This is a genomic window from Candidatus Hydrogenedentota bacterium (assembly GCA_012730045.1).
GTDB lineage: Bacteria > Hydrogenedentota > Hydrogenedentia > Hydrogenedentales > CAITNO01 > JAAYBR01.
The window spans coordinates 33,859-55,177 of sequence record JAAYBR010000042.1 but is presented as its reverse complement, the minus strand read 5'-3'; the positions used below and the strand labels follow the sequence as shown (position 1 = coordinate 55,177).

General features: G+C 67.3%; 16 protein-coding genes. 14 read left to right on the top strand and 2 right to left on the bottom strand.

Annotated elements, in window-relative coordinates; translation table 11 throughout:
- Positions 1 to 2,239 (bottom strand): hypothetical protein (locus GXY15_04275; GenBank protein NLV40429.1); only part of this gene is annotated, 2,239 nt, incomplete at its 3' end.
- A 93-nt stretch (positions 2,240 to 2,332) separates the two neighbouring features.
- On the opposite strand from GXY15_04275, the gene GXY15_04270 reads away from it, so the two are divergent.
- From GXY15_04270 to GXY15_04220, 11 genes are all read left to right on the top strand, one after another.
- Positions 2,333 to 5,437 carry an N-6 DNA methylase gene (locus GXY15_04270; GenBank protein ID NLV40428.1) on the top strand — a complete coding sequence of 1,035 codons (3,105 nt, stop codon included), beginning with the start codon at positions 2,333 to 2,335 and terminating at the stop codon, positions 5,435 to 5,437.
- 604 nt (positions 5,438 to 6,041) lie between these two features.
- Positions 6,042 to 6,818 (top strand): hypothetical protein, encoded by a 777-nt coding sequence (locus GXY15_04265; GenBank protein ID NLV40427.1) that lies wholly within the window; start codon positions 6,042 to 6,044, stop codon positions 6,816 to 6,818.
- Between the two features lie 742 nt (positions 6,819 to 7,560).
- Complete coding sequence (locus tag GXY15_04260; GenBank protein ID NLV40426.1) at positions 7,561 to 8,400, top strand: DUF108 domain-containing protein; 840 nt, start codon at positions 7,561 to 7,563, stop codon at positions 8,398 to 8,400.
- Between the two features lie 61 nt (positions 8,401 to 8,461).
- Positions 8,462 to 8,773: a 50S ribosomal protein L21 gene (gene rplU / locus GXY15_04255; GenBank protein NLV40425.1), complete on the top strand. Its 312-nt coding sequence runs from the start codon at positions 8,462 to 8,464 to the stop codon at positions 8,771 to 8,773.
- Between the two features lie 12 nt (positions 8,774 to 8,785).
- Complete coding sequence (gene rpmA / locus GXY15_04250) at positions 8,786 to 9,049, top strand: 50S ribosomal protein L27 (protein ID NLV40424.1); 264 nt, start codon at positions 8,786 to 8,788, stop codon at positions 9,047 to 9,049.
- Positions 9,050 to 9,189: 140 nt separating this feature from the next.
- Positions 9,190 to 10,449, top strand: a complete 1,260-nt coding sequence (obgE, locus tag GXY15_04245) for a GTPase ObgE (protein NLV40423.1) — start codon at positions 9,190 to 9,192, stop codon at positions 10,447 to 10,449.
- 30 nt (positions 10,450 to 10,479) lie between these two features.
- Positions 10,480 to 11,607 carry a glutamate 5-kinase gene (gene proB, locus GXY15_04240; GenBank protein ID NLV40422.1) on the top strand — a complete coding sequence of 376 codons (1,128 nt, stop codon included), beginning with the start codon at positions 10,480 to 10,482 and terminating at the stop codon, positions 11,605 to 11,607.
- A gap of 24 nt (positions 11,608 to 11,631) precedes the next feature.
- Positions 11,632 to 12,885: a glutamate-5-semialdehyde dehydrogenase gene (locus tag GXY15_04235; protein NLV40421.1), complete on the top strand. Its 1,254-nt coding sequence runs from the start codon at positions 11,632 to 11,634 to the stop codon at positions 12,883 to 12,885.
- 10 nt (positions 12,886 to 12,895) lie between these two features.
- Entirely contained in the window at positions 12,896 to 13,480 is a 585-nt protein-coding gene (gene nadD / locus GXY15_04230) for a nicotinate (nicotinamide) nucleotide adenylyltransferase (protein ID NLV40420.1), read from the top strand.
- Positions 13,461 to 14,045 (top strand): HD domain-containing protein, encoded by a 585-nt coding sequence (locus GXY15_04225; protein ID NLV40419.1) that lies wholly within the window; start codon positions 13,461 to 13,463, stop codon positions 14,043 to 14,045. Before nadD ends, GXY15_04225 begins: the two co-directional genes overlap by 20 nt.
- Entirely contained in the window at positions 14,042 to 14,833 is a 792-nt protein-coding gene (locus GXY15_04220; protein ID NLV40418.1) for a class I SAM-dependent methyltransferase, read from the top strand. Before GXY15_04225 ends, GXY15_04220 begins: the two co-directional genes overlap by 4 nt.
- On the opposite strand, the gene GXY15_04215 is transcribed toward GXY15_04220, so the two are convergent.
- A complete protein-coding gene (locus tag GXY15_04215) occupies positions 14,825 to 16,051 on the bottom strand; it encodes a phosphatase PAP2 family protein (protein NLV40417.1) in 1,227 nt (408 codons plus the stop codon). The two genes, GXY15_04220 and GXY15_04215, sit on opposite strands and share 9 nt — an antisense overlap.
- Positions 16,052 to 16,255: 204 nt before the next feature.
- On the opposite strand from GXY15_04215, the gene GXY15_04210 reads away from it, so the two are divergent.
- The 3 genes from GXY15_04210 (at position 16,256) to GXY15_04200 (ending at position 21,021) form a co-directional block, all read left to right on the top strand.
- A complete protein-coding gene (locus GXY15_04210; GenBank protein ID NLV40416.1) occupies positions 16,256 to 18,238 on the top strand; it encodes an alpha-galactosidase in 1,983 nt (660 codons plus the stop codon).
- A 337-nt stretch (positions 18,239 to 18,575) separates the two neighbouring features.
- On the top strand, positions 18,576 to 19,679 hold the full coding sequence (locus GXY15_04205; protein ID NLV40415.1) for a linear amide C-N hydrolase: 1,104 nt from the start codon (positions 18,576 to 18,578) through the stop codon (positions 19,677 to 19,679).
- Between the two features lie 4 nt (positions 19,680 to 19,683).
- Positions 19,684 to 21,021 (top strand): hypothetical protein, encoded by a 1,338-nt coding sequence (locus GXY15_04200; GenBank protein NLV40414.1) that lies wholly within the window; start codon positions 19,684 to 19,686, stop codon positions 21,019 to 21,021.
- The last annotated feature ends 298 nt before the right edge of the window (positions 21,022 to 21,319 follow it).

The following is a 21,319-nucleotide window of genomic DNA, read 5'->3' as shown; positions in this document are numbered from 1 at the left end:
GGTTGTTGGCGGTGTAGGTGTAGGGGTTGCCGAGGTTGGCGGGGTCCTGGGCGGGGTCGGGGGTGAGGAAGCGGCCCGTGGCGGGGTCGTAGAGGCGCTGGCGGTAGTCGTAGAGGCCCAGCGCGGGGAGCCAGGTGCGGCCCGTGTAGAGCGTGGTGTTGCCCACGGCGCTGCCCCCGGCCAGCGCGGTGCCCGCACCGTCGTAGAACGACGGGGTCCCGAAGGCGTCGTAGCCGTAGCGCTCGACAATGGCCCCCGACGCGTTGAGCAGGGCCACGGTCGAGTGCTGCTGGTCGGCCAGCGGGTAGAGGAAGCCCTCGTTCGCATCGGCGAAATCGCCGTCGCGGTTCAGGTCGCGCCGGACCGCGACGGTCTCGTCCACATAGCCCGGCCCCGGCACGTACTCCGCGACCACCCGGTTGTTCTCGCGCGCGTCCAGCTCCGCCACCAGCCGCCACCCGTCCCACACATACAAGGTCTGCGAGGTGACGGTGTTGGTGCTGTCGTAGACCGTCTCGGCCACCTTGCGCCCGTAGGCGTCGCAGGCCCAGTCCACGAAGGTCGCAGTCAGGTCCGGGCCCGCCGCGTACTCCACCAACTGGAAGTCGTAGTCCGCCAGTTCGCCGACGGTGAAGCCGACGGCGTCGCCCTCTATGTTGGGCAAGTCGCCCACCGGCACGGACTGCATCAGCGCGGACAAGGGCTCGCCCGGCGTCTCGCTCGCGCGCTCGACGGAGAGCATGGCACCTTCCGGGCCGCCCGCCACGATGCGCAGTTGCACGGTGTACCAGACGTCCGCCTCCGTCGTGACGGCGGCGCTGTCCAATTCGTGGAGGTCAACACCGTCGAAGAAGACGACGCTCAGGCGGTCCGGCTCGATGCGCAAGGCGGCGTAGGGATAGGGCGCGCCGCCGCTGGTGTCCACTGCCAACAGCGCCTGCGCGTAGTACTTCGCCGGGTAGTCGCTGGAACTGAACTGCCCCGGCGTGCCGTTGCCGTCCGGGTTCGCAGGCGCGTGCGCCGAGCGGTAGCGGAAGGTGAAGCCGTTGTCCGGGTAGGGGATCGGCGTGTAGAGGATGGCCCCGATGGCCGAGGTTGTCTCTTCGAGATAGTCGCCCTCCGGCCCGCCCGTGCTGACCGACCAGGCACCGTTGATCTGGGTCCAGTCGCCGATGTCGAGCGGGGCGAAGCCCGTGCCGCCCGCCAGCGTCACCTCACGGTAGTGGGCGAGGCGGTCGTTCACGTCGTAGTGGTATTCCTTGACCGTGTCCGCGTCCACGGCGACCCTCACCAACGCCCCCTGCGCGTCGTGGTACTGCGGCAGGCTGGCCACGCTCGTGTAGCGGTGCATGGCCTCATCGCTGCCCGTGAAGGAATAGCCGCCGCCGCTACGGTTGCCCGCGCCGTCCAGCGTCCAGCCCGCGCCGATGCTGGCGGGCGCCAAACGATTCAGGCCGTCATAGGTCAGGGTCGCCGAGGCCGTGGGGGGCGTCCAGCCGGTGATCTGCCAGCCGGTCAAGTTGTCCGCCTTGTCCCAGGTGTAGGTTCGCGCGTCCACCGTCGCACTGGCGGCGTCCGCATGGGAAATGGCGGCGGGCCGGTCGCCCGTCGCCTCGTACCCGATGACCGTTTCGCCCACGGCCGCAGCGCCGTTTGTCAGCGTCCGCAGGACGGGGCGCGGCCCGAGATAGCCGTAGGCGGCGAGGGCGGTGGTGTGTCTGGATATCCCCGTGACCAGGCCGTCGTCGTTGCGAACGCAAGACAGCGTGTTGTTGCTTCCGGGGGGGTCCAGCTTGGCGAGCCGGCCCCGGGAGTCATAGGTGCGGCGCAGCCGCGTGGCGGACGCGCCGCCCGCCTGGACCGACTCCTCCACCGGATTGCCGAGGGTGTCATAGGTCCGCGTGACGGTGCTGTCGTCGTCTCGCGCCTCCACCAGCCGCCCCAGGGCGTCATAGCGGAACGACGCCGTGCCGGGATACGCCCGCCCCGAAAGCTGGGTGACCGTCCGCGCCGTGGGGCGGCCCATGCCGTCATACGCCGTGGCGGTGGCCATGCCGCCGGGGGCGCGGTGGGCCGTCACATTGCCCACCGCGTCATAGGCGAAGGTCTCCTCCTGTCCGTCCGCAAAGGCGACCCGGACCAGGCGGTCAAACCGGTCATACGCCCTGCCCGTCACATTCCCGTTGGGGTCCGTCACCGAGACCAGGCGGCCGTTGGCGTCGTGGGCATAGGCAACCACGGCGGCGGGGAAAAGTTTCCCCCGCCGCGCGGGGGCCGTTATAATCGCCCCACGTCAATCACGGGGACCCCGAACGGACAAGGGAGGCGCCGCATGGGAAAGACTTTTGAACAGGGCCGCGACGAGGCCGCGAAGATTTGCCAGTTCTTCGCCCAGCACCGCGACACCTACCGCGGGCCGGGCACCAAGGAGGCCCACGTCCGTCAGGCCCTCATTGACCCCCTCTTCGAGGCCCTCGGCTGGGACCTGCGCAACACCGCCCTCGTCGCCCCGCAGTACCGCGAGGTCGTCACGGAGGACAGCCTCGACGTCGAGGGCCAGCAGCGCGCCCCCGACTACGCCTTCCGCGTCGGCACCACGCCCAAGTTCTACGTCGAGGCCAAGAAATGCGGCGTCAACCTCGCCGCCGACCCCGCCCCCGCCTTCCAGCTCCGCCGCTACGGGTGGAGCGGCAAGGTCCCCGTCTCCATCCTCACGGACTTCGAGGAGTTCGCCGTCTACGACTGCACCACCCGGCCCCGCCCCGGCGACAAAGCCTCCGCCGCGCGCACCCTCTACCTCACCTGCGACCAGTACCCCGACCGCTGGCGCGAGCTGTGGGACATCTTCTCCCGCGACGCCGTCTGGTCCGGCGCCTTCGACCAGTACACCGCCTCCAAGCGCAAGCGCGGCACCTCCGAGGTGGACACCGAGTTCCTCCGCGAGATCGAGGGATGGCGCGAAAGCCTCGCCCGCAACCTCGCCCTGCGCAACCCCGCCCTCTCCTCCGACGACCTCAACGCCGCCGTCCAGCGCACCATTGACCGCGTCATCTTCCTGCGCATGGCCGAAGACCGCGGCCTCGAGCCCTACGAGCGGCTCCTGAACCTCTCCAAGAAGCCCGACATCTACCACCACTTCATTCACTCCCTCTGCCTCGAGGCCGACGACAAGTACAACTCCGGCATCTTCCACTTCACCGCCGAGAAAGAGACCCCCGAGCCCCCCGACAGGATCACCCCCGGACTCGTCCTCGACGACAAGGTCTTCAAGCCCATCCTCCAGAGCCTCTACTTCGCCCACGGCTCCCCCTACCACTTCGGCATCCTCCCCGTCGAGATTCTCGGCACGGTCTACGAGCGCTTCCTCGGCAAGGTCATCCGCCTCACCGCCGGACACCAGGCCAAGGTCGAGGAGAAGCCCGAAGTCCGCAAGGCCGGCGGCGTCTACTACACCCCCGCCTACATCGTGGACTACATCGTCCGCAACACCGTCGGCGTCCGCATCGCCGGAAAGAGCCCCGCCCAGCTCGCCGGGGGAAAAGGGAAAGCCCCCCTCCGCGTCCTCGACATGGCCTGCGGCAGCGGCTCCTTCCTCCTCGGCGCCTACCAGTGCCTCCTCGACCACTGCCTCCGCTGGTATCAGGAAAACAGCCCCGGGAAACACCCCAGGGCCGTCCACCAAGACCCCCGCACCGGCGCGTGGCGCCTCACCATCGGCGAGAAGAAACGCATCCTCACCACCCACCTCTTCGGTGTGGACATTGACCTCCAGGCCGTCGAAGTCTCCAAGCTCTCCCTCCTCCTCAAGGCCCTCGAAGGCGAAGACAACAGCTCCCTCTCCAGCCAGGGCATGCTCGTCCACGAGCGCGTCCTGCCCAACCTCGCCGCCAACATCCAGTGCGGCAACTCCCTCATCGGCCCCGACTACTTCACCGCCGACCTCCTCCCCGAACCCGGGGAGATGCGCCGCGTCAACCCCTTCGACTGGGCCGCCGCGTTCCCACAGGCCATGAAAGACGGCGGCTTCGACTGCGTCATCGGGAACCCGCCCTACATCCGCATCCAGACCATGAAAGAGTGGGCCCCCCTCGAAGTCGAAATCTACAAGCGCCTCTACCGCGCCGCCCAGCAGGGCAACTACGACATCTACGTCGTCATCATCGAGCAGGGACTCCGCCTCCTCAATCCCGCCGGAAGGCTCGGCTTCATCTGCCCCCACAAGTTCTTCAACGCCAAATACGGCGCCCCCGTCCGACAGCTCATCGCCGAAGGACAGCACCTCGCCCACGTCGTCCACTTCGGAGACCAGCAAATCTTCGACGGCGCCACCACCTACACCTGCCTCCTCTTCCTCGACAAGGCCCCCGCTCCAGAATGCCGCTATGTGGAGGTAAGCAACGCAAAAGGGTGGCGGGCAAACATCCTCGGAAATGAACATGGCAGCATTGAGGACTCATGGGGCATTGAGGGCAATGTGTCGGCATCAAGCGTCTTGGCTCAGGAATGGAACTTTCATGTGGGAGGTGGCAACGTCCTGCTTGATCGACTTTCGGCCATGCCGGAGAAACTGGCAAGTATTGCCAACATCTTTGTTGGAACCCAGACAAGCGCAGATGAGGTGTTCGTGCTGGAGAGGGTTCGCAAGGATGGGGGCACCATCACGGGTTTCTCGAAAGCGCTTTCGACTGAGGTGACGGTAGAAGCGGGCATCGTTGTTCCTTTTCTTCGCGGAAAGGACATTCGGCGTTATGTCACCCCACGCGGAGAGGCGTGCCTGATTTCTCCCTACGACATCAAGACTGACACTTGCCGCCTTCTCGATCCAAACGAGTTGAAAGGGCATTACCCGGAGGCTTGGCATTACTTGGAGATGTGCCGGGCCTTTCTTGAAAAGCGGGAGAAAGGTCGCTTTCGAGGGGCTGGTTGGTATGGCTTCGCTTATCCAAAGAGCATGCATCTGTTTTCAAAGGCCAAGATCATCGCACCAGACTTTAATAACGTTGCGTCCTACTGCCACGATGTGTCAGGGCATTTCTACAAGACAGGTTACGGCATCATCCCTCTTGATCCCCAAATGAACCAGCTCTACCTTCTCGGACTCCTCAACTCCAAACTGTTGTTCTGGTATCTCGGGCAAGTCGGAACATTCCTTCGGGGCGGTTACGTCCGTTTCTGGACACAGTTCCTTGAGAAAATCCCAATCCGGAGAGTCTCTCTTGAGAATAAGGCCGAAAGGCAATCTCATGACCGGATGGTCACGCTGGTGACCTCCATGCTGACGCTTCACCAGCAGCTTGCGGCGGCGGTCTCGGAGGCGCAGCGGACGGTGGTGGAACGCCAGATCGCGGCAACGGACGCGGAGATCAACCGGCTGGTCTACGGCCTCTACGGCCTGACGGCGGAGGAGATCGCCCTGGTCGAGGCGGAGACGAAGTAGCAGGGGAAGACTGTTTTCACCACGGAGCCGCGGAGGCCACGGAGAAAACCGGGAACGGCGGCCGTCTTCCCCCTGGGAACGCCAATCTCCCGATTGGCCGTTTGCTTGGAGGGGCCAATCGGGAGATTGGCGTTCCCAGGAGGGGGCCATTTCCCCGGAAACACCCCCCGCCCGAATCGGCCCCGGCGGGTCCTCCTTTCCCGTTTCCCCCGGGTAAAACGGCGCATCCCCTCCTTCAAACGCCGCATCTGATGCATCATCCAAGGCAAATGATGCTTCATTTGCCGTAGATGACGTTTCATCCGGGACAGATGAGGCTTCATATGCCGTAGATGACGTTTCATCCGGGACAGATGAGGCTTCATATGCCGTAGATGATGCTTCATCCGGGACAGATGAGGCTTCATTTGCCTCAGATGACGTTTCATCCGGGACAAATGACGGTCATTCGCGGCAGATGAAGCTTCATATGCCGCGTTTGAAGCTTCATTTGTGGCATTTGATGCTTCATCCGTGGCAGATTACGCCGTCATTTCCCGGCAGACAGGGGCAAAGACCGCCCCGGTCAGCCGGGAAAAAGGGGCGCCAAAGGGAAAGGTGACGGATGAACCTCGTGATTGGCCTGTCCATCGTCGTGATAGTCGTCTCCGCCGTGCTGATGAAGCTGATGTCGGTCTACCAGGCCCGGGCCTTCGGGCACTTCGGCGAACGGCGCGTCCGGATACTGCTGGAGGGGCTGGACCCGCAGGAGTACCGGGTGTTCCACGACCTGATGCTGGAGTCCCGGGACGGCACGACGCAGATTGACCATGTGGTTGTGTCGCGGTTCGGCGTGTTCGTGCTCGAGACGAAGAACATCAGCGGGAAAATCTACGGCAGGGAGAACGCGCCGCAGTGGACCATCTACAACCACGGACAGAAATACCCCCTGCATAACCCGCTGCGCCAAAACTACGGGCATGTCCAGGCGCTGCGCACGGCCCTCGGCAACCTCGGCGAGGCGCCGATGTTCCCCCTGGTGGTCTTCATGCGGACGGCCACGCTCAAGGTGGACGTGCCGCCCGGTCTGGTGGTCATGACCTCCGAGCTTGTCCAGACCGTCATGACCAAGGCGACCCCCATGATGAGCCCGCAGACCCGCGACGAGATCAGCCGCCGCATCGAGGCCGCGAACATCACCGACCCGGTTCGCCGCAAGGCGCACGTGGGCTCAGTGAAACGCCGCGTCGCCGCCCGGGAGCAGGAAACTGCCGACGCCATCGCGCAGGGCGTCTGCCCGAAGTGCGGCGGGCAACTCGTGGCAAAGACGGGGCGCTACGGCACGTTCACGGCATGCAGCAACTTCAAGGTCAACGGGTGCCGGTTTAAAGTAAAGGGCTGACGAGCAGCGGCCCAGCGGCGGAGAGGGGAAGGCCGGTCTTTCACCACGGAGCCACGGAACCCACGGAGAAGGGCAGGAAGGGCCGATCGGGGGATCGGCGTTCCCAGGGGGGGGGCGGCTTGGTGCGTCGCGGGCCCGCGTGAAATATCCCGGGGGTGCGGAGTGTCCTTAATTAATGCTTGGAGCGACCGCAACCGATGAGGAGCTTGACCATGCAGGGTGACCTTGACCGACTGAGTCGGCGGGGGTTTCTGGGGGGTGTGGCGGGGGGGCTGGCGGCGGCGGAAACGTAGCCGCGCCTTCCAGGCGCGTTCTTCGGGGCGGTGGCGGGCACCCAAAGACAAGGCCGGCGAGACGCCGGCGGCACAAAAGCATCCTGCGACGCCATCGCGTGCCCGCCAAGGCTCCGGCCGACGCGGCCAGCGGCGTCCCACGGGTGTGGGCCGCTGGGTGGAAGAGGGCGCGGCAAGCGGCGCCCCCACGTGCGGATACCCAGGGCGCGGGCATGTAGGGGCGCCGCTTGCCGCGCCCTTCGTGGGCATGAAGCCGCCGCGTGTCGCGGTCCGCCGCGGGGGATTCTTTTTGACACACTCCGGGGGCGTATGGTATTCTTTCGTTCCCGATGCGCCTGAATGGCGTCTTTTTTACCCGGTGGTATTGGCGGCCGCTCCCCATCGAGGAGGCGGTTGCCTGTTTTTTAGCGCTGGGAAGTACCTGCGGCGCACGCGGTTCCGGAGGAACCATGACCAAGATGCGAGTCGGCATCGTCGGATGCGGCAATATCGCCTCCGAGCTTTGCCGGGCGGTGTGCGGCGGCGGCATTGCCGCCGAGATTGTGACATTGCATGACTGCGACGCGCAACGCGCGGAGGGTCTGCGCGAACGGTTCAAGTTGAATGCCGAGGTGATGACGCTGGAAGATGCGGTCGCCGGCGCCGACTTTGTGGTCGAGAGCGCCGTGGCGGCGGCGGTTCCGGACGTGGTGCGCCTGTCCGCGAAGCACCGGCGCAACTGCCTGGTGATGAGCGTGTCCGGGCTGATGCTGAACCTGGAGGTGCTGGAGGACGCGCGGGACGCGAACATCATCGTGCGGATGCCGTCGGGCGCGATCTGCGGCCTGGACGGGGTCCGCGCGGCGATGCAGGCGGGGGTGGACGAGGTGACGCTGACGACGCGGAAGCCGCCGCGCGGGCTGGCGGGCGCGCCCTTCCTGGTGGAGCACGGCATCACGCTGGACGGGCTCACGGAGCCGTACATTGTGTTTGAGGGCAGCGCGCTGGACGCGGTGAAGGCGTTTCCGGCGAATGTGAACGTGGCGGCGGCGCTGAGTCTGGCGGGGATCGGCCCCGAGCGGACGACGGTGCGGGTGATTGCGGACCCCGCGGCGACGACGAACTCGCACGAGATCCACGCGCGGGGCGCGTTTGGCGAGCTGACGGCGATCACGGCGAACCGGCCGTCGCCGGACAACCCGCGGTCGAGCTGGCTGGCGTCGCTGTCGGCGGTGTACGAGTTGAAAATGGAGGCTCTTGCCTGGGCGGCGGCGCGACATGCCGCGGCGCACGCCCGGCGGACGGAATAGCGGCCTTTGCGCGGCGCCCCGGGGGGCGGCCGCGGTGAAATGACAAGCGGAGACACGAACCATGTATGCAGTGGTGAAGACCGGCGGAAAACAGTACAAGGTGGACGAGGGCGACCTCATCCGCGTGGAAAAGATTGACAAGCCCGTGGGCGACCTGGTGGAGCTGGACGAGGTGACCCTGGTCGCCGACGCCGGCGCCGTCACGGCCGGCGCGGACGCGCTGGCCTCCGCGAAGGTGGTCGCGCAGGTGGCGGGCCACGGCCTGGCCAAGAAGATCCGGGTGTACAAGTACAAGAAGCGGAAAGGCTACGAGCGCACGCAGGGCCACCGCCAGATGTACACCGAGCTGCTCATCCAGAAAATCCAGCGATAAAGGAGAGACGACATGGCACACAAGAAGGCGGGCGGAAGCTCCCGTAACGGCCGCGACAGCAACGCGCAGCGGCTCGGGGTCAAGAAGTACGGCGGCCAGAAGGTGGTCGCGGGCAACATCATCATCCGGCAGCGCGGCACGCGCGTCCACCCCGGCGAGAACTGCGGCGTGGGCAAGGACCACACCCTTTTCGCCACGGCCGACGGCGTTGTGCGGTTCCGCTTCTACAAGAAGGGCCGCCAGTGCGTGGACATCGTCGTCCCCGCAGCCGAGTGACCGGGCGCGGGGCGCGCTCCGCACCGTTTGGAAAATGAAGACGCTTCCGGACACCCTCAGCCCCTTGAGGGTGTCCTTGTTTTAGCATCACGCCTTTCCGCGGCGCAGGCGCGCGGCGGCGGGGCGGGAAAGGTTTCCCTGTGTTTGTAGACCATGTGAGAGCCAGAGCCACGGCGGGCGACGGCGGAAACGGCTGCATGAGCTTCCGCCGCGAGGCCTTCGTGCCCCTGGGTGGCCCCAACGGCGGCGACGGCGGCGACGGCGGCCATGTCTGGTTCACCGCGACCGGACGGCTCAACACGCTGCTGGACCTGCGCTACCACGCGCACTGGGTGGGCAACAGCGGCGGCCACGGCCAGGGAAAGGACCGCCACGGCAAAAAGGGCGAGGACATCCACGTCCAGGTGCCCTGCGGGACCGTGGTGCGCGAATTCGCCACCGGGGAGATCCTCGCCGACCTGACCGAGGAGGGCGCCCAGTTCCTCGCCGCGCGCGGCGGCGGCGGCGGCCGGGGCAACGCGCGCTTCGCGACCCCGACCAACCGTGCGCCGCACTTCGCGGAGAAGGGCGCCCCGGGGGAGAAGCGGGAGTACCTGCTGGAGCTGAAGCTCATCGCCGATGTCGGGCTGGTCGGCCTGCCCAACGCGGGCAAGTCCACCCTGCTCTCTGTGATCTCGGCGGCGCGGCCGAAAATCGCCGACTACCCCTTCACCACCCTCACGCCAAACCTGGGCGTGGTGGCGCTGTCCGACCACCGGGTCATGACCGTGGCGGACATTCCGGGCATCATCGAGGGCGCGTCGGAGGGCAAGGGGCTGGGACTCGACTTCCTGCGCCACATCGAGCGCACCCGGGTGCTGCTCTTCCTCGTGGACCTGGGCGACCCGGCCCCCCTGGAGACCCTGAGCATCCTCAAGGCGGAGCTGCGCGCCCACAGCGTCCCGCTGTCCGAAAAGCCCTTCCTCATCGCCTTCAACAAGGCGGACGTTACGGAGAACCGCGAGCGGTACCCCAAACTCGCCAAGAAGGTCCCCGGCGCCCTGCTGCTCTCCGGCGCGGCCCGGCAGGGGGTGGACGAACTCCTCGAGGTGGTCTGGAAAGAGGTGGAGGCCGCGCGCCGGGTGGACGATGAAGCGGAGGAGGATGCATCGGTGCCCGTCCGGGAATATACTTACCAGGCGCCGTTCTCCGTCCAGCGGATCCCGCAGGGATTCGAGGTGACGGGGGAGGGCCCGGTGCGGGCGGTGAACATGACGGAGTTCTCGAACGACGAGGCCGTGGAGCACCTCCACCGCCGGCTGAAGAAGCTGGGCGTGCTGAGCGCCCTCAAGCGCATGGGCGCCGCCGAGGGGCAGATCGTCCGCATCGGCGGGGTGGACTTGGAATACCGGCCGGACTGATCCGGCGCGCGGCCGGGGGTGGATGAGCGCATGGAAATACCCAAAGGCACACTCAAGCGGCTGGTCGTGAAGATCGGCACCAACCTCCTGACGGGGAGGCAGGCCTTCGAGGGCCACTTCATGGAGGCCATGGTCCGGGAGCTCTGCGACCTCAAGGCCAACCACGACCTCGACATCGTCGTCGTGAGCAGCGGCGCCGTCGGCTGCGGCATGAACGTGCTGGGCATGGAGCGGCGCCCCTCCCTCCTGCCCCAGAAGCAGGCCGTCGCCGCGGTGGGCCAGGCCCGGCTCATGCACTACTACGAGGTGCTCACGCAGACCTTCAACCCGGAGCTGACCACCGCCCAGATCCTGCTGACGCAGTCCGACCTGGACGACCGGCGCCGCTACCTCAACATCCGCAACACCCTCACGTCCCTCTTCGCCATGAGGCGGGTCATCCCCATCATCAACGAGAACGACACGACGGCCACCGAGGAGCTGCGCTTCGGCGACAACGACACGCTGGCCGCCAAGATCGCCGCGAAGATAGACGCGGACACGCTGGTCATCCTCACGGATGTGGACGGCCTGCACGACGGCAACCCCGCCACCTGCAAGGGTGCCCGCCTCATTGAGACTGTGGAGCGGATCACCCCCGAACTCCTCGCCTGCGCGGGCGGGGCGGGCAGCGTCGCCTCCACCGGCGGCATGCGCACCAAGCTGGACGCGGCGAAGATCGCCACCGCCGCCGGGGTCACCTGCATCATCGCCAACGGCACCCGCGAGAACATCCTGCACGGCGTCCTGACAGGGGCCGTTCCGGCCACCCGTTTCCTCCCCTCGAAGAGCGCCCTTTCGCAGCGCAAGCGGTGGATCGCCTTCGGGCGCAGCGCCCGGGGCGCGCTGCAGGTGGACGAGGGCGCGCGCGAGGCCCTGCTCGGAAGGGGCCGCAGCCTGCTCCCCGCGGGCGTGACCGCCGTGGAGGGAAACTTTGACGCCGGGGCGGCGGTGCGCATCCTCGACCCGTCGGGCGCGCTCATCGCCCACGGGCTGACCAACTACGGAAGCGCGGACATCCGGCAGATCATGCACCACAGGAGCGGCGACATCGCCGAGATTCTGGGACACAAGGACTTTGACGAGGTGGTCCACCGGGACAACCTGGTCCTCCTCTAGGCCGCAAAGCACGGGAGACACGCCATGACATTGCGTGAGGAGCTGGAGAGCATCGGGCGCAACGCCCGCGGGGCGGCGGACACCCTGCGGTCCCTGTCGCGCGCCGTGAAGGACGACGCGCTGCGCCGCGCCGCCGCGCGCCTGCGCGCCGGAAAGGCCCGCATCCAGGCGGAGAACGCGAAGGACCTCGAGGCCGGGCGCGCCAAGGGCCTCTCGGCCGCCATGCTCGACCGGCTGGAGCTGACGGACCAGCGGATCGGGGCCATGGCGGAGGGGCTGGACATCGTCGCGGCCCTGCCTGACCCCGTGGGCGACATCGTCCACCAGTACGTCCACCCCAACGGCCTGCGCATCGCGCAGATCCGCCAGCCCCTGGGCGTGGTCGGCATCATCTACGAGAGCCGGCCCAACGTGACCGCCGACGCGGCGGCGCTCTGCCTGAAGTCCGGCAACGCGACCATCCTGCGCGGCGGCTCCGAGGCCATCCACTCCAACGTGGTCATCGCCGAACTCTTCCGCGAGGGCGTGCGGGAGGCGGGCGCGCCGGAGGATGCGGTGCAGATCATCGGCACCACGGACCGGGCGGCGGTGGGCGAAATGCTCCAGCTCGACCGGCACATTGACGTGATCATCCCGCGCGGCGGCAAGAGCCTCATCGCGCGCATCTACGAGGAGTCCCGGATCCCCGTGGTGGCGCACCTGGACGGCGTGTGCCACACCTACCTCCACGAGGACGCCGACCCCGAAATGGCGCTCCGCATCGTCATGAACGCCAAACTCCAGCGGCCCGGCGTGTGCAACGCCATGGAGACCCTGCTGGTCCACGAGGCGGCGGCGCCCATGCTCCTGCCGGAACTGGCCCGGGCACTGCGCGAAGGCGGCTGCGAGCTGCGGGGCTGCGAGCGGACCGCCCAGCTCATTGACTGCGCGCCGGCCGCGGAGAAGGACTGGACCACGGAGTATCTGGACAAGATTCTCTCCATCCGCGTGGTGTCCTCGCTGGACGAGGCAATCGCGCACATCAACGGGTACGGGTCGCACCACTCCGACGCCATCGTGACCGAAAGCTACGCGGCGGCGGAGCGCTTCCTGGACGAGGTGGACAGCGCCACGGTGTACGTGAACGCCTCCACGCGGTTCACGGACGGCTTCGAGTTCGGCATGGGCGCCGAGATCGGCATCAGCACCAGCAAGCTGCACTGCCGCGGCCCGATGGCCCTGGAGGGCCTCACCTCCCTGAAGTTCGTCTGCCGCGGAACGGGCCAGATCCGTGGCTAGTCCGCCGAACATCGGCGTGTTCGGCGGCACCTTCGACCCCGTGCACGCGGTGCACCTGCGCGTCGCCCGCGCCGCCCGCGACACCGCCGGGCTCGACCGTGTCCTGTTCATGGTGGCCAACGTGCCCCCGCACAAGTCCGGCGAGGTGGCCGCGTGTGCGGAGGACCGCCTGGAAATGGTGGCGGCAGCCGTCGCGGACGAGCCGGGGTTTGAGGCGAGCCGCCTGGAGATGGACCGTTCCGGCCCGTCGTACACGGCCGACACCCTGCGCGCCCTGCATGCCCGGCACCCGGAGGCGGCGCTCTTTCTGATCCTCGGCTACGACTCCGCGCTGGACCTGCCCAAGTGGCGGGAACCCGGCGTGATCCTGGATCTGGCGCGGCTGCTGGTGGTGTGCCGCCCCCGCTGCGGGCGCCCCCTGCCGCCGCTCCTGTGCGGCCGCGCCACGCTGCTCCCCTTCGAGGAGGACCCGCTGTCCTCCACAGAAGTCCGCGAGCGCCTCGCCGCGGGGGACGACGTCTCCGGACTGGTGCCCCCCGGCGCGCTGCGCGTCATCCGCGAGAAAGGCCTCTATCATGCCCGTGGCCAAGGCTGAGCGCTCCCGCGAGTTTCTGGCCCGGATCCGCCAAACCCTCGGGGAGAAGCGGGTCATGCACTCGGTCTTTGTGGCCGAGTACTTCTCCAGTTTCGCCGAAAGCGCCGGACTTGACCACGACGAGGCCGTGGCCGCGGGCCTGCTGCACGACCTGGCGCGGGGCATGGAAAAGGAGGAGCTGCTGGCCGAGGCACGCGCCCGGCGGATCCCGATGGGCGAGGCGCAGCTCGCAAAGCCCCTCCTGCTGCACGGCCCCGTCGCGGCCGAAATCTGCCGCGAGGAGTTCGGCGTCTCCGACGACGTGCACGAGGCCATCTGCTGGCACACCACCGGCCGCCCGGGCATGGGCCGGCTGGCGCAGGGACTGTGCGTTGCGGACTTCTCCGAGCCCTCCCGCGACTACCCCGAGGCCGCCGAGGCCCGCGACATCCTTCGGAAATCCGGATTTGGCCCCGCCGTGCTCTATGTGTTCGGGAAAAAGGTCGAATTCGGCCGGGCAAAGGAGGTGACGGACCCCAACACCGCCGCCACCCTTTTCTGGCTGAGGGGACACCCCCCGGCATGAGCATCCCGGACCCGCTGGCCGTCATCGCCCCGCACTACGACGCCATGATGGAGCACGTCTGCTACACCCGCTGGACCAAAACCGTCCGGGAGCTCGCCGTCCTCATCCCGCGCCCCTTCGTCCACCTGGACGTCGGCTGCGGCACGGGCGTGCTGATGGAAATGCTCGACGGGGCCGGCTGGCCCATCGTGGGCGTGGACCTCTCCCCCGCCATGCTCCGCGAGGGGCGCGCCGCCCGGGGGCCCTTCCCCCTCGCCGTCGCCGACATGCGCCGCCTGCCCTTCCACGGATCCGTCGGCATGATCACCTGCCTGTTCGACTCCCTGAACTTCCTGCTGGCGCCGGAGGACGTGCGGGCGGCTCTCGCCTCGTTCACGGCGGCCCTCCGCCCCGGTGGAATGGTCTATTTCGACGTGGTCACCGAGTTCATGATGACGGAGTACTACGCCGGCAAGACCTGGACCGACGATGCGGACGGTCTGGGCGTCACCTGGGAAAACGACTACGACCCCGCCACCCGGATGTGCACCACGCGCATCTGTTTCGGCGATGGACGGGACGGCCAGATCACCCAGGAACGCGCCTATCCCCTGGACTGGCTGGCAAAGGAGGTCGAGGCCGCGGGGCTCACCCCGCTCGGCGTCTTCGACGCCCACGGCTGGGGGAAACCCAACGGGCAGACTGAACGCGCCGACTTCCTGGCGGTGAAAGGGGTGCCGGACGCGGCAGCTGGACGAATGGATTCCGTGCTGGAACGCGTCCGGAGCGCCGCAAAACGGTCAGACTGATGCGTTCTGGTCACCGCCCCCAATCCTCCGCCGGTCTTTGACGAGGATAAACCAGATCATGGTGGCCACGGTGAAGCCGAAGAGGGAGCCCATGAGGGTGCAGTAGGGGAAATGCGCCGCCGTGTAGATGCGGGTGAAGGCGTGGAAGGCCGCCCAGGCCAGCAGCGCGGCGCCGAGTTTCCGCGAGCGCAGCGCCCAGAAGTACACCGCAAGCATGGTGAAGAACGACGACGCGTGCCCGGAGATGTAGGAATAGCTGCCCCGCACGATCTCATCGTTCATGACGCGCACCGCGCCGTTCCATTCCGAGTAGGTGTCATGCAGCGGACGGTGCCGCTGCACCGTGGCCTTAATGTTGTCCTCGCCGATGACGTTCGTGAACACCACGGCGAGCAGGACGAGCCAGAAGGCGCGCGCCAGCAGGCGCTGGTCCTCGTCCCGCATGCGGACATAGAGCCGCCCCATGAAGTAGAAAGCCGCGTAGAAGGCGGCGGCCAGCGGGATGAACACCAGGGTGTACTCGTACTCCGGCCACCAGAAAATGGCCTTCTTGTGAAGAAAGAGGCCCGCCAGGTGCCATAAGCCGGCGGCAATTCCCAGCCCGTGGAAGACCTTCGCCAGGACGGCCTGGCGCCCCGCCCGCCCCCGGCAGATGTAATACCCGATCTGCCAGCAGAGCAGCACCAGCACGACCAGATAGGTGTCGAAATCGGTGCAGAGAATCACCAGTTCGTCCAGCACGGGAATGTACCGGTCGGGATTGCCCCACAGCAGCACCTGAATGTCCCACGGGGCGTCCACGAAAACACCCATGGTGTAGGTGAACTGGTAAAGAAGCCCGAAAAGCCCCAGAAAGAGCCCCCAGCGGAAAAGAACGTCTTTGGCGCAGTCCGTCTCGCGTTCGACAATCGTCGCCGCCGTCAACAGGAAAAGCCCCACCGTCCATTTGACCTCGATGAAGAACGACATCACCCCGACCACGACGCACAGCAGGGCATACAGGGTGACCAGCGCCCCGACGCGGCGGAACATCCCGCCGACGGTGCCGGTGTTGCGGTCGACCGACGCGGCGACAGCGAAGAGCAGCAGCCAGGGATACCATTCGCCCTCCGCGAACACCCCCATCACCCACGCCGACAGCAGCAGCAGTGCGTAAAACAGGGGGAAAAAGGCCCAGCGGATTTTGAAATCGACAATGGTTTTCATTAGAACGGACATGGGGCTCTCCGGCGAATCTGGGGTTTGACGCGGCGACCGCCCTCTCACGGCGCAAGACACCGGTTTCGGGAAGCATGACTATACCGAAATCCCCGGCCGGGGGTCAAAAGGCGCGGGCCGCTTGCATTGGATATGCCGCTCTGCGAAAATGCGGCCGTGCCGCAGGGGGCGCGCCCCCGCCGCCAAACCAGGAAGGAGCGCTGAATGAAGCCTTTTCTCACAGGTCTGGCCCTGTTGTGCCTCACGGGCTTGTGCGCCGCCGCGGCCCCCAACCGGATATTCATGGACGAACTCGACCTGTCGCCCATCCGGCAGGGATGGGGGGAACCCCAGGCGAGACAGTCCGTCGCCAAGAAGCCGCTTACCCTCGGCGGCAAGACATATGAGCGCGGTGTCGGGCTGCACACTCCGGGAACCTTCTTTATCGAACTGGATGGAAGCGCCTCGCGGTTCTCCGCACTGACGGGCGTGGACGGCGGGGTCGGCGACCGGGGCACGGTGACCCTGACCATCTTCGCCGACGGCGCGAGGGTGTTCGACAGCGGCGTGATGCGCGGGGGCGGGGCGCCCATGAAAATAGACTTCCCTCTGTCCGGCGTGCGCTCCATGACCTTCTCCATGGGTGATGCCGGGGACAAGAACACTTTCGACCACCTCGACCTCGCCGACGCGTTCTTCGAGACGGAGGGAGAGTCCCCTAAGGTGGTGCCCCGGCCCCCGGAGGAGCCCTACCTCCTGACGCCGCCGCCGCCCGCGGAGCCGCGCATCAACGGTCCGCGCGTCTTCGGCGTGACGCCGGGCGCGCCGTTCCTCTACCGGATTCCGGCCACGGGCGGGCGGCCCATGCGCTTCGCCGCCGACGGCCTGCCGGAGGGCCTTGCGCTGGACGCCGACACGGGCATTATCACGGGAACGGTCGCCTCGGAGGAAAAGCGCCCCTGGGACATGACGCTCCGGGCGGAGAACGCGAAGGGAAAGGCGGAGCGCCCCTTCCGCCTTGTTGTGGGCGACACCCTGGCCCTGACGCCGCCCATGGGCTGGAACCACTGGTACGCCCATTACGACCGCATTACAGACGCCATGATGCGCGAGGCGGCGGACATCCTGGTGGCCACGGGCATGGCCGACGCCGGCTACATGTATGTGAACATTGACGACTGCTGGATGAACGCCCCGAAACACAGGGACCCCCTGCGGGTCGGCCCGGCGCGAGACGAGAACGGCGTCCTCCTCGCCAACGCCCACTTCCCGGACATGCGCGGCCTCACGGACTACATCCACGCCAAGGGGCTCCGCGCGGGCACCTACATCTCCCCCGGGCCGCTCACCTGCGCCGGGTTCACCGGAAGTTACCAGCACGAGGCCCAAGACGCGAAAACCTTCTCCGACTGGGGCTTCGACTTCCTGAAGTACGACTGGTGCTCCTACGGCGACATCGCCCGAAAGGAGAAGGGGGACGAGGCCGAAAAGCTGAAGATACCCTACCGCCAAATGTCCGCCCTCCTGCGCGAACAGGAGCGGGACATCGTGTTCAACCTCTGCCAGTACGGCATGGGCAACGTGTGGACCTGGGGCGGGGAGGTCGGCGGCCACTGCTGGCGCACGGCGGGCGACCTGGGCTTTGAACTGAACGTTTACCACGCCGTCGCCCGGCGCAACGCCGAGCACCACCAGTACGCCCGGCCCGGCGCGTGGAACGACCCGGACTACCTCCAGATCGGCTGGGTGGGCGATGCGCGCCAGAACGGCGAGCCGACGCCCTGTCCGCTGACCCCCAGCGAGCAGTACTCTTACATGTCCCTCTGGTGTCTCATGGCCGCCCCCCTCTTCTACAGCGGCGACATGACCCAGCTGGACGCATTCACCCTCAATGTGCTCTGCAACCCCGAAGTCATCGAGATTGACCAGGATGTCCTCGGGAAGCAGGGATACCCCGTCCATGTGGACGGGGAACGGGAGGTGTGGACCAAACCCCTGGAGGACGGATCCGTTGCCATTGGCCTGTTCAATGCCGGCGAGATGGCGCAGGACATGGCCTTTTCCTGGGAAGAGGCGGGGCTCGCGGGCAAATACCGCCTGCGCGACCTCTGGCGGCAGAAGGACCTGGGCACATTCGAGGGGTCCTTCGCGGCGGGCACCCTTCCCCGCCACGGCGTGATGCTCCTGCGGGCATGGCCGGAGAAATAGTGCGGCTTGCTTCATGGTTCCCTTCAATGTGGTAACACTTCTCGATTCTGACGGTATCTATGGGCAGAGCGATTGGATGAACCAATAGGCGAAACGGGAAAGGAGCCGGACATGAAGCACCTCACACCCCACAGCAAACCGGTCCGCGTGGCCCGGGCCGATGATGACGCGGGCGCCCTTTTCATCCAGATTTGGGCGACTATGTTTGTCTGGATTCTGATGCTGGGCCTGAACGGCGGCAAGTAGTCCCCCCCATGCGCGCCCCCGGCGGTCCTCCTCCAGCCGCCGGGGGCGTTTTTCATGCTATGCTTGCCCAAACGGAACGGAGGATTCCCGAATGCGTGTGAGTATACGGGGCGCGACCGCCGCCCTGCTGGCGGTGCTGCTGGCGGCGTCCGCCGCCCACCCCTGCACCACCTTCGTGCTGGAGAACGGCGGCGCGCCGGTTTTCGGCCGGAACTACGACTGGAGCGTGGAGAGCGCGGCGCTCTTTGTGAACAAGCGGGGGGTGCGCAAGACGGCGGTGCTGCTGAACCCCGTGTCCGCGCCGCCCGCCGAGTGGACCTCCAAATACGGCAGCGTAACGTTCAACCAGATCGCCCGGGAGTTCCCCTGCGGCGGCATGAACGAGGCGGGGCTGGTGGTGGAGGTGATGGTGACGGACCAGCCGGCGCACTCGGACCCCGGCGGGCGGCCCGCCGTGGGCAACCTCCAGTGGATCCAGCAGCAGCTGGACTGCCACGCCACCGTGGCCGAGGTCATCGCGCACGCGCAGGACGCCGCCATCTTCAACGAGGTGGGCACGGACCTGCACTATCTCGTGGCGGACGCCTCCGGCAACGCCGCGGCGGTGGAGGTGGTGGACGGAAAGACAGTCTGCCACCACGGCGCGGGGCTGCCGCACAAAGTGCTGGCGAACAACGGCTACCGCGAGCATCTGGAGGACCTGGGCGGGTACAGCCTGTTCGGCGGCAGGGACACCCTGCCCGGGGGCGAGGGGTCCAAGGCGCGTTTTGTGCGCGCCGCCGATGGCGTGGCAAAATATCAGTCCGGCAACGCCGACCACGCCGTGGCAGGCGCCTTCCGCATCCTGGACGATGTGGCCCAGGATACCACACAGTGGCGGATCGTGTACGACATCCCGTCACGCCGCATCCACTACCGGACCCTGTCGCGCGAGGACATCCGCACGGTGGACGCGAAGGCCTTCGACTACGCCTGCGCTTCGCCGGTGCAAATGCTGGACGTCAACGCCCCGGCGAGGGGAGACGTCACGGGGGCCTTCACGGACTACACCCCCCAGGCCAACCAGCAGCTCGTCCTCGCCGCCTTCGACGGGGTCAAGTTTCTGCGCCCGTACAAGCGCGTGGCCTCCCTCCTGCTACCGCTCTATCCCGAAATGTACACCACCTGCGGCGAAACCGAACCCGCCGGGAGGTAGCCCCATGCGCGCCCTGCTCATTCCCCTCTTCCTCGCGGCGGGCTGCACCGCGCACGCTGAAACGCCCCTCATCGCTCCGGAGGATGTGGCCTTCCTCCGGGAACTGGCCGACGCCACGCTGGAGGCGTCGCGGGTGCGGCCCGGGGAGACGGTCGCGGGGATCGGGCCAAACACTTCCGGCGGCACCCTGATCCGCCCCGGCGGGCGCAACGCCTACCCCGCCTACTGGATTCGGGACTACGCCATGTCTCTCGAGTCCGGCGGGGTCCCGCTGGAGGAGCAGCGCCACGCCCTGACTGTGGCCGCCGCGCACCAGGTGGACGGTGAGACCGTCCTGCCCACGGGCAGCCGCCTGCCCGCCGGGTCCATCCCGGACCATATCTCCTTCGGCGGGGTGCCCATCTACTTCCCCGGCATCCTGGAGGACTACGGGAAGCAGGGCGGCGAGCAATGGGGCATCCTCCCCTGCCTTGACGACCAATACTTCTTCATCCACATGGCGCGACAGTTCCAGCGCGCCGCCCGGGAGGATGCCTTCCTGCGGCAGGAGCACCGGGGAAAGACGCTCTTCGCGCGGCTGGAGGCCGCCTACGCCATGCCCCCCTCCGACCCCGGCACGGGGCTGGTCCGTGTGGGCGCGGAGAACCGGGGCGTGAACTTCGGCTTCTTCGACACGGTCACGCACACGGGCGACCTGCTCTTCTGCTCCGTCCTCAAGCACCGCGCCGCCGGGGAGATGGCCGACATGGCCGGTCCCGCCGGACAGCCCGACCGCGAGGCATTCTACCGCGCCGACGCCGCCCGCATTGCCGAAGCCCTCCCAAGGGTCTTCCAGCGGCTCGACGGATGGTTCGCCGCCAGCACCGGCACCAGCGCCCAGCCGGATGTCTGGGGCACCGCGTTCTCGGTATGGACCGGCGCGGTGACCGGGGAACCGGCCCAACGCGCCTGCGCGGCCCTGGCTAAAGCCCTCCGCGACGGCACCATCGCGTGGGAGGGCGGCATCCGCCATGTGCCCCAGGACCTGGACTACTCCGAGAAGGCCGTCTGGGAGAAGTGCCTCGCCGCGCGCAACCGCTACCAGAACGGCGCCTACTGGGACACCCCCGTCGGCTGGGTGGCCCATGCCGCCGCCCAGGCGGACCCGGAGGCCGCCGCCGCCCTCGTGCGCGACTACCTCCGCCAGCTTCGCGCCGACGACTTCCGCAAGGGCGACGCCTTCGGCGCCCCCTGGGAATGCCGCCACCCCGAGGACAACCACCGCCAGAACCCCGTCTACCTCACCAGCGTCACCGCGCCGCTGGCCGTGTTCCTGCGCAACACCTCCCCCTCTTCGGAATAGGCGCCCCGGTAATCGCCGGACAGGATGCCGTGAGAACCTAAGGCGCGCCGGGCACGGGATGGCCGCGCTGCGCTGCTAATGAAGCAGACGTATTCTTCCGCGACAAAGGGTGCCGGTCGCCCGCGCCCCCGAATCCCAAACATGGAAACGGCCGAAAGCGGAAGTCTTGAGCATCCCGGAGGGATGCAGGACATTAGCCGGTGGTTGAGCGCAGCGACACCACCGGACAGCAGGACATCCTCCCTTCTTTGAGAACCCCGGCAGGGGTTCAGGACGCATCGGTTCCCGCTGACCCCGG